This is a genomic window from Geobacter sp. (genome assembly GCF_027327745.1).
GTDB lineage: Bacteria > Desulfobacterota > Desulfuromonadia > Geobacterales > Geobacteraceae > Geobacter.
This window is the reverse complement of record NZ_DAHVYG010000062.1, coordinates 22,750-38,606: the sequence shown is the minus strand read 5'-3', so window position 1 is coordinate 38,606 and position 15,857 is coordinate 22,750. Positions and strand designations below refer to the sequence as shown.

Below are 15,857 nucleotides of genomic sequence, written 5' to 3'. Positions count from 1 at the left end.
GCAGTGTCAGTACCGGTAGTGCGCCGGCTTGTACGGCCCCTCCTTGGAGACGCCGATATAGGCCGCCTGGGCATCGGTCAACTCGGTCAGCATGACGCCGAGCTTGCTGAGCTGCAGCCTCGCCACCTTCTCGTCCAGTTCCTTGGGCAGGGTGTAGACCCCCACCGGGTATTTGCCCGGGTTGCAGAAGATCTCCATCTGGGCCAGGGTCTGGTTGGCGAAGGAGGAAGACATGACGTAGGAGGGGTGTCCCGTGGCGCAGCCGAGGTTCACCAGGCGCCCTTCGGCCAGGAGAATGATCCGCTTGCCGTCCGGGAAGATGACGTGGTCGACCTGGGGCTTGATGTTCTCCCATCGGTACTGCCTGAGCTTGGCGACCTCGATCTCGTTGTCGAAGTGGCCGATGTTGCAGACGATGGCGTTGTTCTTCATCGCCTTCATGTGGTCATGGGTTATGACGTCGATATTGCCGGTGGTGGTGACGAAGATGTCGGCCTTGTCGGCGGCCCACTCCATGGTGACCACCTTGTACCCTTCCATGGCGGCCTGGAGGGCGCAGATCGGGTCGACCTCGGTCACCCAGACCTGGGCCTGGAGGCCGCGCATGGCCTGGGCGCACCCCTTGCCGACGTCGCCGTAGCCGCAGATCACCGCCACCTTGCCGGCCACCATCACGTCGGTGGCGCGCTTGATGCCGTCCAGAAGCGATTCGCGGCAGCCGTAAATGTTGTCGAACTTTGATTTGGTTACCGAGTCGTTGACGTTGATGGCGGGGAACTTGAGCTTCCCTTTCTTGTGCATCTCGTAGAGGCGGTGGACCCCGGTGGTGGTCTCTTCGGTCACCCCCTTGATGTTGGCGGCGGTGGCGGAGTACCACCCCGGTCTCTCGGCCAGCCGTTTCCTGATGGCGGCAAAGAGGAACTGCTCCTCCTCGCAGGTGGGGTTGGCGATGACCGACGGGTCCTTCTCCGCGTCGCTCCCCAGGTGGAGGAGCAGCGTGGCGTCGCCGCCGTCGTCAAGGATCATGTTGGGGGCGCCGCCGTCGTGCCAGTCGAAGATCCGGTGGGTATACTCCCAGTACTCCGCCAGGGTCTCCCCCTTGTGGGCGAAGACCGGGACGCCGGCGGCGGCGATGGCCGCGGCGGCGTGGTCCTGGGTGGAGAAGATGTTGCACGAAGCCCAGCGGACCTCGGCGCCCAGGGCCACCAGGGTCTCGATGAGAACGGCCGTCTGGATGGTCATGTGGAGCGAACCGGCGATGCGGGCTCCCTTGAGCGACTGCGCCTTCGCGAACTCCTGGCGGATTGCCATGAGGCCCGGCATCTCGGTCTCGGCGATTGCCATCTCCTTGCGTCCCCAATCGGCAAGGGAAAGATCATTTACGACGTAATCCGTGAACCCACCTGCCGTCACGGCTTCTTTGACTGCATCTGGCGACATCGTCTCCTCCGTATGTTGGTAATTTCCGGCACAAAAGCAGCTTTTTATATCATCTTTGCCAGAGCGGGTCAAAACGTAACTGCCCGGAAAAAGAAAAAGGCGGTCCACGCCGCCTTTTCCCGCCCCTGCTTTTCCCGTTCCCTCTCCCTACGCCGCCTCTTCCGCCGGAGCCATCTCCTCGGCGAAGAGTTCGTCGAAGATCTCCTGCACGGTGGTGATCCGGTCGGCCTTCCAGGCGTTGGTGCCGCAGAAGACGAGCCCCGTCTCCACGTCGCCGCGCTGGGCCCGGTCGAGGGCGCTCACGATGCAGAACCGCTCGCCGCTCTCCTTGTACGAGCATTTCTTGAGGCAGCCGTTGCCGCACGTCGTGCCGTTGATCTCGTCGTAAAGGGGGATCTTCTCCTGATTGCTCAGGATCGCCCGCCCCGGCAGCCCCGCGGGGCTCATGATGAGGCCGATATCCTCCTGGCGGCACTGGAGGTAGGCCTGCTTGTAGGCATCATCGGCGTCACACTCCACCGTCGGGACGAAGCGGCTCGCCATCTGCACCCCGTCCGCCCCTTCCGCCAGGGCGCGGAGGAGATCGCTGCGGTCCCAGATCCCTCCCGCCGCGATGACCGGCACGCTCCTGCCGTACTCGGCCTGGAAGAATTCCTTGATGCCGCGGATGGTGCCGTAGTGGTCATAGCTGCCGGTGCCGATATTCTCCATCTTTTCGCCCAGATGCCCGCCGGCGGTGTCCGGATCCTCGACCACCACCGCGTCGGGGAGGCGGCCGTACCCCTTCTCCCATTTCTTGGCGATGAGTTGGGCGGCACGGACCGATGAAACGATCGGCACCAGAGCCACGTCGGGGGCGTGGGCCGTCAGCTCGGGGAGCGTCATGGGGAGACCGGCGCCGCAGACGATCACTTTGGCTCCCCCCTCCACGGCGGCTTTCACTAGGGCTTCGTAATCAGAGAGGGCGACCATGATGTTGACGCCGATGACGCCGTCGGGCGCCACTTCGTAGGCCTTGCGCAGTTCCTGCTTCAGCGCCTCGGGATTGACCTGCAGAAAGTTATGCCCCGTAAAAAGCCCGCTGTTCAGCGATATCCCCGCGGCAGCCACCAAGCCAACCCCACCGCTCTTCGCCACGTGTCCAGCAAGACGCCATCCCGATATTCTAACCCCCATCCCTCCCTGGATGAGCGGATACCTCACTTCGTGATTCCCGATTCTGAGCGGTCCGGCCATTTCCTTACCCCCTGATGGATTCGTGAGTGTAAACATAGCAGAACCGCCCCGGCTCCAGGTGTAATACTTTTGTAAAACGAATTCTCCCTGAATTCTCCCTTGCAAACTGTCGGGCCGGGTGCTACACAGAAGAGCATGAAATGGTTGAAAAAACTCGCAAATCCGCTCATGGCGCTGATCGGCATCCAGCTCGTCTGGGGTCTGGTGGTCTTTTTCTGGATTTACTGGTTCATGGGGAGACACAGGGAGTTCCGCGAACTGGCGATGCGCTACCGCCCGGAACTCCTGAGCCGCGGCTTCGACTGGATCGTCCTGGTTGAAGGGCTGCTCCTTCTTGTCATTATCATGGCCGGCGTATATGTCATGTTTCTCTACTGGCGCAGCCAGTCTAACCTCTACCGGGAACAGAAGGACTTCATCTCCCAGGCGACCCACGAACTGAAATCCCCCCTGGCCTCCATCAAGCTCCATCTGGAGACCATCCGGCTGCGAAAACCTCCCCCCGAAAAACTGGAGCGCTTCCTCGACACCATGCTCGAAGATGTCGAGCGACTCGACGACCTGACCAGCAACTTTCTCATGGCAGCCAAGCTGGAGCAGCGCCGCCGCGCCTCCCAGTACCCGGTCGTCGACCTCTCCGGTCTGGTTGCAGGCTACCTGGAGCACAAGCGCGACAAGCTCCCGGAGGGGGGAAGCGTAACCCTCGACATTGAAGAGGGGATCAAGGTCGCTCTCGATGCCGAGGGGTTCAAGACCGTTCTGCGCAACCTCTTCGAGAATGCCATCCTCTACAGCCCGGCCACGCCGGAGATCCGCGTTGCGCTGCACCGGGAGGGGAACCGCTGCGTCCTGACGTTTCAGGACAGCGGCATCGGGATAGCGGCGGACGACCTCAGGAAGATCTTCCGGAAATTCTTCCGGGTCCGCCGCCCCGGGGAGACCATCCGCGGCACCGGTCTGGGGCTCTGGATCGTCCGGACGGTGGTCAGGGAGCATGGGGGGAGCATCAGCGTCGCAAGCCCCGGGATCGGCAAGGGAACGGTCTTCACCATTACCCTTCCGCTTCCCCGCCAGGAGAACCGGCCGTGAACGATGAAAAACCGCATATCCTCCTCGTGGAGGACGAGATGCACCTTGCCCGGGGAATCTGTTTCAACCTGGAGCAGGAGGGGTATCGCGTCAGCCACGTGGAGAGCGGCGAAGAGGCCCTCGTACGGCTCGCTTACGACCGTTTCGCCCTGATCATCCTCGACGTGATGCTCCCCGGCATGGACGGCTTCACGGTTTGTGAAAAGGTCCGGGCCTCCGATCCGAGGGTGCCGATTCTCATTCTCACCGCCCGTACCGACGAAGGAGATCGGGTCACCGGCCTCAAGAGCGGCGCCGACGATTACCTGACCAAGCCGTTCAGCCTGAACGAATTCCTGCTGCGGGTGGGAGGAATGCTCCGACGCTCTGCCTGGTACCGTCCGGAACCGGTGGAGGAAGGATACCGCTTCGGGGACAACGAGGTGTTTCTCCTCTCCTACCACGCTCGCACCGCCCAGGGTGAGATCGACCTTACCGAACTGGAGGTGAAGATGCTCTCGCTCTTCTTCCACCGCGAGGGGAAAGCGATTCCCCGGGGGGAGATCCTGGAGAGTGTCTGGGGGTATTCGTCCGGCACCGAGACCCGGACCCTCGACAACTTCGTCGTGCGCCTGCGCAAGTATTTCGAGCCCAATCCCGCGAAACCGGTCTTCTTCCAGACCGTGCGGGGAGTGGGGTATCTGTTCAGCAGGCAAGGTGGGGATTAGAATCCGGGGCGATCGGGACTCGTAACTCGGGACTGGCGAAATTCAAAGAAAAAGGCCGGAAGGAATAACCTCCCGGCCTTTTTCTATTACGAGTCCCGAGTCCCGGCCTTACAGCCCCGCCTTCCGGCGGATGATGTCGACCTTGTCGGTCCGCTCCCAGGTGAATTCCGGGAGTTCGCGGCCGAAATGGCCGTAGGCCGCGGTCTTCCTGTAAATGGGACGCAGAAGGTCGAGCTGCTCGATGATGGCCCGGGGACGGAGGTCGAAGACCTCGCGGACGATGTCGGCGATGCGCTGCGAAGGGATCTTGCCTGTGCCGGAGGTATCGACCATGACCGATACCGGCTCGGCCACGCCGATGGCGTACGCCACCTGGACCTCGCACTTCTCGCAAAGGCCCGCAGCCACCAGGTTCTTGGCGACGTAGCGACCCATGTAGGCGGCGGAACGATCGACCTTGGACGGGTCCTTGCCGGAAAACGCGCCGCCACCATGGGCACCGTGGCCGCCGTAGCTGTCGACGATGATCTTGCGTCCGGTGAGGCCGCAGTCCCCCATCGGCCCTCCGACCACGAAACGTCCGGTGGGATTGATGAGGAAACGGGTCTTGTCATCCATGAGTTCAGCCGGGATTATCTTCCTGATCACCTCTTCGATGATCCCTTCCTTGATCGTTTCGTAGGATACTTCCGGAGCATGCTGCGAGGAGATGACCACCGTGTCTATCCGCACCGGCTTGTCATCCACATACCGGATGGAAACCTGGGACTTGGAATCGGGGCGAAGGAAACCGAGGACCCCGCTCTTTCTCACCTCAGCCAGCTTCTGGGTGAGGCGATGGGCATACATGATGGTCATCGGCATCAGCTCGGGGGTTTCCGTGCAGGCATATCCGAACATGAGCCCCTGATCGCCCGCCCCCTGGTCCTTGAAGAGCCCCTCCCCCTCCGTTACCCCCTGGGAAATGTCCGGCGACTGCTTGTCGATGGAAGTCAGAATTGCGCAGGTCTCCCAGTCGAACCCCATGGCGGAATCGTTGTAGCCGATCTCCCTGATGGTTTCGCGGGCAATCTTCGCGTAGTCGACCACGGCGGTGGTGGTAATCTCACCGGCGATGACGGCCATGCCGGTGGTGACGAGCGTTTCGCAGGCGACACGGGCCTTCGGGTCCTGGGTAAGAATCGCATCGAGGACCGCATCGGAGATCTGATCGGCAACCTTGTCGGGGTGCCCTTCGGACACCGATTCCGAGGTAAAAATGTAATCTTTCATCTCCATCGTTCTCTGTTCCTCCTCATGCAGGTGGTTAATAGGGACGGCTCAAACAGCAAAGGTCTGAATTGTAAGGTTCGGGAAATCGGTTTGTCAAGGAAAAGGAAGGCGACGGCTCAGTCGAAACTCTCCGAGAAATGTGCGGAAATTTCGCGCTTCAGGAACTCCTCCACATCCGCGGCGGTGGAACACGCGAGGGCACGGGCGACCAGGCGCTCGGCTTCGGCCTTCGACGCACGCCGGAGGACTTTCTTTACCCGGGGAACCGAGACCGAAGTCATGGAGAGCTCGTCAAACCCGAGGCCGAGGAGTACCGGCAGATAGGCCGCCTCCCCCGCCATCTCGCCGCACATGCAGACCCTGATGCCGGCAGCGTGGGCAGCATCGACCACCATCTTCAGGGAACGGAGGATGGCAGGGTGGAGCGGCTGATACAGGTAGGCCAAGTGCTCGTTGGTTCTGTCGATCGCCAGGGAATACTGGATCAGGTCGTTGGTGCCGACACTGAAAAAATCGACCTCCCGCGCCAAGAGGTCGGCAATGACGACCGCCGAGGGTATCTCAATCATGATCCCGACCTCGATCCCGTCGTCAAAGGGGACCCCTGTCCGGCGGAGCTCCTCTTTCGCCTCGTCGAGAAGCCGGCGGGCGCTTCGCACCTCCTCGATGCCGGAGATCATCGGGAAGAATATCCGGACCTTACCCCGGGCGCTGGCCCGCAGGATCGCCCGGAGCTGGGTCTTGAACACCTCGGGCTTGCGGAGCGAAAGGCGAATCGCGCGCAGGCCCAGGGCGGGATTCATCTCGTCTTCGAGATGGAGGTCGGTGGCAAACTTGTCCCCCCCGACATCGAGGGTTCGGATGGTGACCGGCAACGGCGCCATCTTCTCGACGATGGCCGAGTAGACCTGATACTGTTCCTCCTCGTCCGGAAGCCCCGGTCGGTTCATGTACAGCATCTCGGTACGGTATAGGCCGATCCCTTCCCCGCCGTGCCTCATGAGCGACGGGACCTCCTCGAGAAACTCCACGTTTCCCATCAGGTTGATTCGGTGGCCGTCAGGCGTTTCGGCCGGCAGCTCCCGAAGCTTCAGGAACTCCTGCTCCAGATATTCATAGTGCTGCTTGCGCTTGAGATAATCGCGGAAGGTTTCCTGGTCCGGATTGATAACCACGGTGCCGTCGGTGCCGTCAACAATGACCGGCAGGCCGTCGATCTCCTCGGCGGTGACCGACTCCAGCCCGACCACGGCAGGAATCTCCAGCGCCCGGGCCAGGATGGATGTATGGGAGGTCTTCCCCCCGAGATCGGTGACAAAACCGATCACGGTCCCCTTGTCGATCTGCAGGACATCGGTGGGCGACAGGTCGTGGGCAACCACGACCACCTTCCCCCCCTCGATGCTCGCAATCGGCTCATGACGGGTGCCGATCATGTTCCTGAGCACCCGCTCCGCAACGGTTTCTATGTCGCCGCACCGCTCCCGAAGGTACTCGTCCTCGATGCCGGCAAAAAAGTCCCTGAACCTTGCGACATTCCGTTTGAGAGCGGCTTCGGCATTGATCTGTTCACGCTCGATCAGCTCGACGGTCCCCTGGGTGAGCATGCTGTCTTCCAGGATGAGGAGGTGGGTATCGATGACGTAGAGGTGCTCGGGGCCGTGAGTAGAGGCAAACTGCAGCTTGAGGGAAGTGAGGTCTTCGCGGGCCTTGGACAGGGCCGTGGAGAAGCGTTCGACCTCAAGGGGAACGTCTTCGGAGGGGACCGCCGTCTCGGTCACTGCCACCCGTCCCCGGTCGGTCATCCGGACCGTTCCGATGGCAATACCGGGAGAAGCCCCCGTGCCACGAAATATTCTGGGATTATTCCTCGCCGAATCCATTGGTGATGATATCCGCCAGTGCCGCCATGGCTTCCGCTTCATCTTCCCCGTCAACCCTGACGGTGATGATCGTCCCCTTGGCGGCGGCAAGCATCATGATTCCCATGATGCTTTTGCCGTTAACCTCAACCCCCTCACGTCCAATCTTTATCTCCGCATTGAAGCGGCTGGCGGTCTTGACGAGAAGGGCGGAAGCACGGGCATGGAGGCCGAGTTTGTTGACAATGGTAAAATCCTGTACAAGCATTGCATTACATCCTGTCTCAAAAGGTTATTTCAGATAGTCTCCCGCAACGGTTATCCCTTCACGCCCACAATCCCTGATGGCGGCGGCCAGTTCGGACACGGAAACGTTTGCGCGTTCCGTGGCAAACTTGATGACCATCGGGAGGTTGACGCCGGTCAGCACCTCGATCCTCCCGCTTTCGAGATGGGAAAGGCTCATGTTCGAAGGGGTCCCGCCGAACATGTCGGTCATTATGACCGCCCCCCCTTCCGATACCCGCTTGACCGCGCCCACAATATCGTCCATGACCTTCCCGGCCGGGTCCCCCGGCTGAATCCCCACCGCTTCGGCGCAGTCTATCGGTCCGACAATCATCTCGGCGGCCCGGAGCAGCTCGGCCGCAAGGCCGGCATGAGTCACAAGAACCAGTCCAATCATTTCCTATCCCTTTTCGACGTCACGATGAGTTGACTTTACGGCAAACCCCTTCCCTTCAAAAAACCTGCAGAGCTCCTCCACGATGGCAACCGAGCGGTGTCTCCCTCCCGTGCAGCCAACGGAGACGGTGAGATACGACTTTCCTTCCCGGCGGTACGAGGGAATGAGGAAGTCGAGCAGATCCGTGAACCGCTTGAAAAACTCCTCCGTCTCGGGCTTTTCCAGAACAAAGGTGCGAACGGACAGATCGAGCCCCGTGAACGGCTTGAGCTCGGGGATAAAGTGCGGATTGGGGAGGAACCGAACATCCACAACCAGATCGGACTCCAGGGGAATGCCGTACCGGTAACCGAATGACTGGAAGTGGACCGTCATCCGCCGGGGGCCCGACTCCCCCTTGATCTTGGCGGTGAAGAGCTCCTTGAACTGGTGAACGTTAAGCTCCGAGGTATCGATTACCAGCGTGGCCTGACGGCGCAAATCGGCCAACTGGTCACGTTCGAACCGTATTCCCTCGGGGACCGATCCGCTCTCGAGGGCGGGATGGCGCCGCCGCGTTTCCGAGAAACGCCGTATCAGGACATCATCAGTGGCATCGAAAAAGATGATTTCTATGGTGTTGCCGGCCTGCCGGATCTCCTGGAAAACCCGCTCGTACCCCTTGAGGAAATCGCGCCCACGGATATCCATGACAAGCGCAACCCCCGGCACCTTCTCCTCGGCCTTGCGCACCAGATCGATAATGGTGGGAAAGAGCTGGACCGGCAGGTTGTCGATGCAGAAAAACCCCTCGTCCTCGAGAACGCGTACCGCCGTCGACTTGCCGGAACCGGAGAGACCACTGATGACGAGAATCCGCATCCCTCACTCCACCTCGTCCCCAAGGGGGCGAACCTCCATCCGTGCCATGAGCTTCTCTTGAAGTTCGCGTGCCGAATGATAGCCCATCCCCTTGAGCAGGTGATTGCGCGCCGCCACCTCGATGATGGAGGTGAGGTTGCGTCCCGGGCGTACCGGGATCCTGATATAGGGGACCTCGATATCGAGGATGCGGTAGAACTCGTCGTCAATCCCGAGACGGTCGTACTCGTGGTTCGGATCCCACTCCACCAGCTCGATCACCATATCGATGATCTTCTTTTCGCGGATGGAGGAAACCCCGAACAGATTCTTGATGTTAATGATGCCGAGACCGCGGATCTCGACGTGGTACTGGATCGCTTCGGCCGCCTGTCCGACCAGTGCCGCCGGCATCTTCTTCTTGACGTAGACCACATCGTCTGCCACGAGCCTGTGACCCCGGATGACGAGGTCCAGGGCACACTCGCTCTTTCCTATGCCGCTCTTGCCGAGGAGCAGCACCCCCACGCCGAGCACGTCCACGAGCACCCCGTGAATGTGGGTGGTCGGAAGAAGGCGCTCCTCCAGAAACTTGGTGATCAGGGAGATGAATGTCGACGATTGGTGAGGTGAGACGAGGAGGGGAATCCCCGCCTTCTCCGTCTCGTTCCTGAGGGTTTCGGGAGGATCGAGCCCCTTGGTGATGATGAAGCACGAAATGGGGAACTGGCAGAGCTTCGCGATGTTCGTTGCAGCCTGCTGCTGCGGTAACTGCCGCAGATAGGAGATTTCCGTGTTACCCAGCACCTGCACGCGGTCGGGATGAAGATAATCCGTATACCCGGTCAGCGCCAGCCCGGGCTTCTGAATGCGGGAACTGTGCACCCGATGGCCCAATCCCCGTTCGCCGGCGTGCAGGACAAGGTCCAGCCCGTACTCCGTGTCGTTGAGGAGGTCGGCAATTGAAAGGGTGATGCTGTTCAAGGGTGGATATCCTCGATGCGGATTGAGGGGAAACGGAGCCGAGCAAGGGCCGCGCCGCCGCGGGCGGCGCGGCGCGGCGCATTACTTGCGGGTCGGCTCGATCAGGCCGTAGTTCCCGTCCTTGCGACGGTAAACTACATTGATTGCCTCGGTGGACGAATCGGTAAACACAAGGAAATCCTTGTGCATGAGGTCCATCTGCATGACCGCCTCCTCCACCGACATCGGCTTTATGGAGATGGTCTTGCTCGGAATGATGACCGGCTGCTTCTGCTGCTCGATGCTCTCCGCGGTCACGATGCTCTTCCGGACTTCGATGGCGCGGGTTTCGGCCGTCGGCTTGTGCTCCTTGAGCCGCTCCTTGTAACGGCGGAGCTGGCGCTCGATCTTGTCCACCACCGCATCTAGGGCTGCATACATGTCGTTGGTTTCCTCGGCGGCCTTGATGATGACCCCCTTGGCGGTGAGGGTAACCTCAGCGGCGTGCCGGATCTTCTCCACCGTGAAGAAGACTTGGGCGGTAACCGGCTCGTCGATATATTTCTTCACCCTCTCCAGTTTTTCGGCGGCGTAGCTCTTGAGGGCCTCGCTCTGCTCCATGTGCCTGAACGTTGTTGTAATTTGCATGACTTCCTCCTTGCTGTGAATGCGTTCCGGACCGCGCTCCTTGATTCAAGGTAAACACGAAATTACGATCCTTCAACCCGGAACATCAAAGATCGATGAAATAAGCTGCATGACAGGTCAGAAGTGGCGTTTGCGTTCGGATGACGAGCCGATCCGCAGCATCTCCCGGTACTTGGTAACGGTACGCCGGGCGATGTTGATATTATGGGCCGAGAGGAGCTCGGCGATACGTTGGTCGCTGTATGGCTTGCGGGAGTCTTCGGCGTCGACGATCTCCTTGATCTTGTTCTTGACGCTTTCCGAAGCGATGAAATCCCCCTCGGTGGTCGAGATGCCGCTGTTGAAGAAGTACTTCATTTCGAAGAGCCCCTGGGGGGTCTGCATGTACTTGTTGGTGGTCACGCGGCTGATGGTCGATTCGTGCATGCCGATATCTTCGGCGATGTCGCGGAGAACAAGGGGGCGCAGAAACTCGATCCCCCGGTCGAGGAAATCGCGCTGGAACCGTGCGATGCTCTTCGCCACCTTGTAGATGGTGCGCTGCCGCTGGTGGATGCTCTTGATGAGCCACGTCGCCGAACGCACCTTGTCGTTGATGTACTCCTCCGCCTTGGCATCGACCTGGGGATTCGCCTTCACATCCCCGGCGTAGAACGGATTGACCCGCAGGTTGGGAAGTCCTTCGTCGTTGAGGACTATCACGTAATCGTCGGCGATCTTGTACACGAACACGTCGGGGGAGATATAATGGACATCCTCGGAACCGTAGAGACGACCGGGCTTGGGATCCAGACTCGCGATGATCCGGGCGGCGGTCAGGATATCGTTCACCTCGATCCCGAGAGCCTTGGCGATCTGCTTGTATCTTCTGGTTTCCAGATCGTGCAGGTGGTCCCGGAGGATCCCCTCCACCACACTCCCCCCCATTCCGAGCTGTTCCACCTGGATGAGGAGGCACTCGCGCAGGTCCCGGGCAGCGACCCCCATCGGGTCGAATTCCTGAATCTTTTTCACGGTCGACTCGACAAGCTCGGGTTCCACCATACAGGTGACCGCGATCTCGTCGACGGTGGCCCGCAGATAGCCGTCTTCATCGATATTGCCGATGATCTCGGCCCCCAGCCGGTATTCGAGCTCGGTGAGGTTCGTAAGGTTCAACTGCCACATGAGATGGTCGATGAGGGTCCCTTTGCGGGTAAGAATATTCTCGTAGGAAGGGCGGTCCTCATCGTCATAGTACTGCTGTTCGCCCGAGCTGTAGTTGTATCCTTCGAGGTAACTGTCCCAATCGGTGTCGCGCAGGGTTTCCGCCCCTGCCTGAACCTCGTGAAATTCCTTTTCTTCGCCGGACGGCTGTTCCTCCTTCTCGGCGAACTCCAGTTGATCCTGCTCCTTGACCTCTTCGGCTTCCAGCGTCTCCTCAAGGACCGGATTTTCTTCCATCTCCTGACGTACGAGGTCCTGAAGCTCAAGCCGGGACAACTGCAGGAGCTTTATTGCCTGCTGCAACTGGGGAGTCATCACCAGTTGCTGGGTCAGTTTCATCTGTTGGCGCATCTCGATGGCCATAGCAGGGTACCTTTACCGAGTTTCTCTTCCGATCGCGCAAGCGACAGCGCATCGCACCCGGTCATCGCTCGTCAAAAAAACGTTACAGCCTGAATTTGTCTCCCAGATAGATCTCCCGGGCCTTCTTGCTCTCGGCAATCCGTATGGGATCGCCGTATTCTATCACCTCACCGGAGCTCATGATATAGGCGCTGTCGCAAACTCCGAGGGTCTCCCTGACGTTATGGTCCGATATCAGGATGCCGATCCCGCGCTGTTTCAGATCGGTGATGATCCCCTGGATATCGATCACCGCAATGGGGTCGATTCCGGCGAACGGCTCATCCAGGAGGATGTACGACGGGTTAGTGGCCAATGCGCGGGCGATCTCGACCCTTCGGCGCTCGCCGCCGGAAAGTGCGTACCCCTTGCTCCGGGCGATGTGGCCAATCTTGAACTCGGCCAGAAGCTCCTCGACCCGCTCGCGTCGCTCGGCAACCGAGAAGTCCATTGTTTCCAGCACCGCCAGGATGTTCTCCTCGACGGTAAGCTTGCGAAAAACCGAAGGTTCCTGGGGGAGATAGCTGATCCCGCGTTGCGCCCGCTGGTACATCGGCAGGGACGTGATCTCCTCGTCCCCCAGAAAGACCTCGCCTCCGTCGGGACGGGCCAGACCGACAACCATGTAAAAGGTGGTCGTCTTCCCGGCACCGTTGGGACCGAGCAGCCCCACCACCTCGCCCGGAGAAACCTGCAGGTCGACGCCGTTTACCACGACGCGCCGCCCGAACCCCTTGCGGAGTCCCCGGGCACGAAGTGCCGTTTCAACGCTTCGAGGCACCATCACCACCCTTGCTCTTCGGATGAATCACGGCCTCCACGCGGCCGTCCGGTCCACCGGTTACCACACTCTTCTCTTCGTTGACAAAATAGGTGATGACCTTGCCGGAGACCGTGTTCTCTCCCTGGAAGACCTTGGGATCTCCGGACAGAACGATCTTCTGGTCGGCGCTGAGGTAGACACCTTCACGGGCGGTGGCGAGACGGTCTCCCTGGACAATCCGGACATTGCCGATTGCCTCCACCCGTTCCACGTCTCCCCCGTCCTGCTTGTAATGGACGACGACCCGGTCGGCGTAGATCGTCAAATCACCCTGGCGGGCCGTAACCTTTCCGGTAAAGGTGGCTGTCCGGTTCTTGCTGTCGGTCGAAAGCTCATTCGACTTGATGGTAATCGGCTCCTTTCCCCGTTCACCGGCCGGGGGCGCGGCAAGTCCGGCTCCGGCAACGGCGAACAGCAGAAAGAAAGCGAACAGAAGACGTTTCATCTCATCCCTTTGCAGCGGGCCGGACAACAGCCCGCACATCTTGCAGGATCCGCAGCTCACGGGATTTGACCGACAACTCCATGCCAACCCCTTCGACATCGAAGCGGTCGTCGGAATAACGGACCCGATCATCGGTGGTAATCAACGAACGTGCAGCCAGATACGAAACATGGCCCGTGCTGAACCGCATGCCGGAAACGCTTGTCGCAACCACATTGCCGGTCAGGACCACATCTTTGGAGGCATTAAGATAATCGGCCTGGTCGGCCCGCAGCGTTATGTCTCCGCTGCGGGCGTCGCCGGGGAGAATAAACCGTACCCCTTTCAGCCGGGTCACGTCCCGGCCTTTATCGTATTCTCCCTGCTCGGCGTAAAGATCCCACTTTTTAACGCCGCCCTTCGTTTCGGTGTAATGAATATTCTTGAGGGAGAGTTCAATATTGCGGGGAAGGGCCGGCAACACCTTGTCTCCCTTGCGGCCGTTCCCCACATTAAGGGCGAGAGAAACCACCAGATACAAAGCAACCAAAACAATGGCGACAGCAAGTACATGCCTGATTTTATTTGCCTTTATCATAAACGCAGGGGCAGTATACCATCTCCCCCCCCCACTGTAAAGGGAATAATCGGAAGAACCACGTGAATTGGCATGGAGATTGTAGAGTAACTTCGGCCAGGGCAAAATGGCTTTAATGAAGTGCAGAAAACCTGGCGGGACAAGCCGCAGACGTAACTGAAAACGGGCGTATGAGGGTCAGCGAAAGTAGCGGACCGTCACTTCATCCCACTTCCCCTGCTCCCTGAGAAGCAGGTCGCATATCTCGCGAACGGCTCCCCAGCCGCCACGGTTTCGGGTGGTGAAGTGAACATGGGGGAAAACATCGGGAACGGCATCGGCAGGCGCAGCGGCAAAGCCGACCCGGCGCAGGACGGGGATATCGATGACATCGTCACCCACGAAGGCAACCTGAACGTCATCGAGCCCGGTCTTGTCGAGGATGTCGAGGTAGGGAGAAAGTTTATCGAGGGCCCTCTGGTAGACAAGGGAGATGCCGAGCTCGGCAGCCCGGTTCGTCACCACCATCGACTCCCGGCCGGAGATGATCCCGACCTGGATCCCCGCCCGCTGGACCATCTTGATGCCGTGACCGTCCTTGACGTTGAAGAACTTGCTCTCCACGCCATTGGAATCGAAAATGATGCGGCCATCGGTCATCACGCCGTCGACATCGAGGAGCAGGAGCCTGATTCTCGCGAGCCGCTCTTCCATCAGGCGATCCCCACCTTCAGCAGGTCGTGCAGATGAACGACACCGACCGGACGGCCGTCGCTATCGTCGTTGAACACGAAGAGGGAGGTGATGGCATGCTCCTCCATCCGCTGCAGCGCCTTGGCGGCCAACTCGCCGCGGCCGATCCGCTTCGGATTGCGGGTCATGAGCTCCCGGGCCGGCAGGTGCAGGATATCCACCCCCCGCCCCAGCGCCCGCCGAAGATCGCCATCGGTGATTACGCCGAGGAGAGCGCCGCTGGCGTCGGTCACCCCCACCACCCCGAGCCCCTTCGACGTCATCACGAAAAGGGCATCATGCATCGCAGCATCTTCAGCCACCACGGGAACGGCATCGCCGGCGTGCATGACATCCGCCACCGTCAGGAGCAGCTTCTTCCCCAGCGCTCCGCCGGGATGGAACAGGGCGAAGTCTTCGGGACTGAACCCCCGCTCGATAAGAAGCGCCACCGCCAGCGCGTCACCCATGGCAAGGGTGGCGGTCGTGGATGCGGTGGGTGCGAGCCCCAGAGGGCAGGCTTCTTCCTTGACCGAGATGTCGAGAAAGATGTCCCCCACCTTGGCAAGGCTGGAGTTCGGGTTTCCCGACATGGCGATGAGGGACGCGCCGAGACGCTTGATCACCGACAGGATCCGGCAGACCTCCTCGGTTTCGCCACTGTTGGAGATGGCGATCACCACATCCCCCTTCATGATCATCCCGAGGTCGCCATGTATTCCTTCGGCCGGGTGAAGGAAAAAGGCCGGGGTTCCGGTCGACGCCATGGTGGAGGCTATCTTCTGGCCGATGAGCCCCGACTTCCCCATGCCGGTCACCACCACCCGCCCCCTGGTGGCGAGTATCAGGCGGACGGCCCGCTCGAATTCGCCGTTGATGGAGTCGGCCAGGGCCTGCAGTGCCTCGGCTTCGATACGGATAACTTTGCGCGCTTCTTCGAGAATCAATGGG

General features: G+C 60.4%; 17 protein-coding genes. 2 read left to right on the top strand and 15 right to left on the bottom strand.

Going from position 1 to position 15,857, the window contains the following annotated elements; translation table 11 throughout:
- Positions 1 to 6 precede the first annotated feature (6 nt).
- Complete coding sequence (ahcY, locus tag M6689_RS12025; protein WP_298272021.1) at positions 7 to 1,440, bottom strand: adenosylhomocysteinase; 1,434 nt, start codon at positions 1,438 to 1,440, stop codon at positions 7 to 9.
- A 147-nt stretch (positions 1,441 to 1,587) separates the two neighbouring features.
- Positions 1,588 to 2,676, bottom strand: a complete 1,089-nt coding sequence (locus M6689_RS12020; RefSeq protein ID WP_298272018.1) for a nitronate monooxygenase — start codon at positions 2,674 to 2,676, stop codon at positions 1,588 to 1,590.
- A 135-nt stretch (positions 2,677 to 2,811) separates the two neighbouring features.
- On the opposite strand from M6689_RS12020, the gene M6689_RS12015 reads away from it, so the two are divergent.
- Entirely contained in the window at positions 2,812 to 3,765 is a 954-nt protein-coding gene (locus M6689_RS12015) for a HAMP domain-containing sensor histidine kinase (RefSeq protein WP_298272016.1), read from the top strand.
- Positions 3,762 to 4,472 carry a response regulator transcription factor gene (locus M6689_RS12010; RefSeq protein WP_298272014.1) on the top strand — a complete coding sequence of 237 codons (711 nt, stop codon included), beginning with the start codon at positions 3,762 to 3,764 and terminating at the stop codon, positions 4,470 to 4,472. Before M6689_RS12015 ends, M6689_RS12010 begins: the two co-directional genes overlap by 4 nt.
- 108 nt (positions 4,473 to 4,580) lie before the next feature.
- Here M6689_RS12010 and metK read toward each other — a convergent pair whose 3' ends face one another.
- The 13 genes from metK to M6689_RS11945 all read right to left on the bottom strand — a co-directional run bounded on the left by metK (position 4,581) and on the right by M6689_RS11945 (position 15,853).
- Positions 4,581 to 5,750, bottom strand: coding sequence for a methionine adenosyltransferase (gene metK, locus M6689_RS12005; RefSeq protein WP_298272011.1), 1,170 nt, complete (start codon positions 5,748 to 5,750; stop codon positions 4,581 to 4,583).
- A gap of 110 nt (positions 5,751 to 5,860) precedes the next feature.
- Entirely contained in the window at positions 5,861 to 7,627 is a 1,767-nt protein-coding gene (ptsP, locus tag M6689_RS12000; RefSeq protein ID WP_298272008.1) for a phosphoenolpyruvate--protein phosphotransferase, read from the bottom strand.
- Positions 7,608 to 7,874 carry an HPr family phosphocarrier protein gene (locus tag M6689_RS11995; protein ID WP_298272006.1) on the bottom strand — a complete coding sequence of 89 codons (267 nt, stop codon included), beginning with the start codon at positions 7,872 to 7,874 and terminating at the stop codon, positions 7,608 to 7,610. The genes ptsP and M6689_RS11995 overlap by 20 nt, the downstream gene beginning before the upstream one ends.
- 24 nt (positions 7,875 to 7,898) lie before the next feature.
- On the bottom strand, positions 7,899 to 8,291 hold the full coding sequence (locus tag M6689_RS11990) for a PTS sugar transporter (RefSeq protein ID WP_298272003.1): 393 nt from the start codon (positions 8,289 to 8,291) through the stop codon (positions 7,899 to 7,901).
- A 3-nt stretch (positions 8,292 to 8,294) separates the two neighbouring features.
- Positions 8,295 to 9,152, bottom strand: coding sequence for an RNase adapter RapZ (gene rapZ, locus M6689_RS11985; RefSeq protein ID WP_298272001.1), 858 nt, complete (start codon positions 9,150 to 9,152; stop codon positions 8,295 to 8,297).
- Positions 9,153 to 9,155: 3 nt separating this feature from the next.
- Positions 9,156 to 10,115, bottom strand: coding sequence for an HPr(Ser) kinase/phosphatase (gene hprK / locus M6689_RS11980; protein ID WP_298271999.1), 960 nt, complete (start codon positions 10,113 to 10,115; stop codon positions 9,156 to 9,158).
- Positions 10,116 to 10,196: 81 nt separating this feature from the next.
- The gene (gene raiA, locus M6689_RS11975) at positions 10,197 to 10,742 is read right to left on the bottom strand and encodes a ribosome-associated translation inhibitor RaiA (protein WP_298271996.1); all 546 of its coding nucleotides are present in this window, start codon (positions 10,740 to 10,742) and stop codon (positions 10,197 to 10,199) included.
- A gap of 117 nt (positions 10,743 to 10,859) precedes the next feature.
- Positions 10,860 to 12,311, bottom strand: coding sequence for an RNA polymerase factor sigma-54 (rpoN, locus tag M6689_RS11970; protein ID WP_298271993.1), 1,452 nt, complete (start codon positions 12,309 to 12,311; stop codon positions 10,860 to 10,862).
- Positions 12,312 to 12,393: 82 nt separating this feature from the next.
- The gene (lptB, locus tag M6689_RS11965) at positions 12,394 to 13,134 is read right to left on the bottom strand and encodes an LPS export ABC transporter ATP-binding protein (RefSeq protein WP_298271991.1); all 741 of its coding nucleotides are present in this window, start codon (positions 13,132 to 13,134) and stop codon (positions 12,394 to 12,396) included.
- Entirely contained in the window at positions 13,115 to 13,618 is a 504-nt protein-coding gene (lptA, locus tag M6689_RS11960; protein ID WP_298271988.1) for a lipopolysaccharide transport periplasmic protein LptA, read from the bottom strand. Before lptA ends, lptB begins: the two co-directional genes overlap by 20 nt.
- A 1-nt stretch (position 13,619) precedes the next feature.
- Positions 13,620 to 14,195, bottom strand: coding sequence for an LPS export ABC transporter periplasmic protein LptC (lptC, locus tag M6689_RS11955; protein WP_298271986.1), 576 nt, complete (start codon positions 14,193 to 14,195; stop codon positions 13,620 to 13,622).
- A 177-nt stretch (positions 14,196 to 14,372) separates the two neighbouring features.
- Positions 14,373 to 14,888 (bottom strand): phenylphosphate carboxylase subunit delta, encoded by a 516-nt coding sequence (locus tag M6689_RS11950; protein WP_298271982.1) that lies wholly within the window; start codon positions 14,886 to 14,888, stop codon positions 14,373 to 14,375.
- Positions 14,888 to 15,853 carry a KpsF/GutQ family sugar-phosphate isomerase gene (locus tag M6689_RS11945; protein ID WP_298271980.1) on the bottom strand — a complete coding sequence of 322 codons (966 nt, stop codon included), beginning with the start codon at positions 15,851 to 15,853 and terminating at the stop codon, positions 14,888 to 14,890. Before M6689_RS11945 ends, M6689_RS11950 begins: the two co-directional genes overlap by 1 nt.
- Positions 15,854 to 15,857 lie beyond the last annotated feature (4 nt).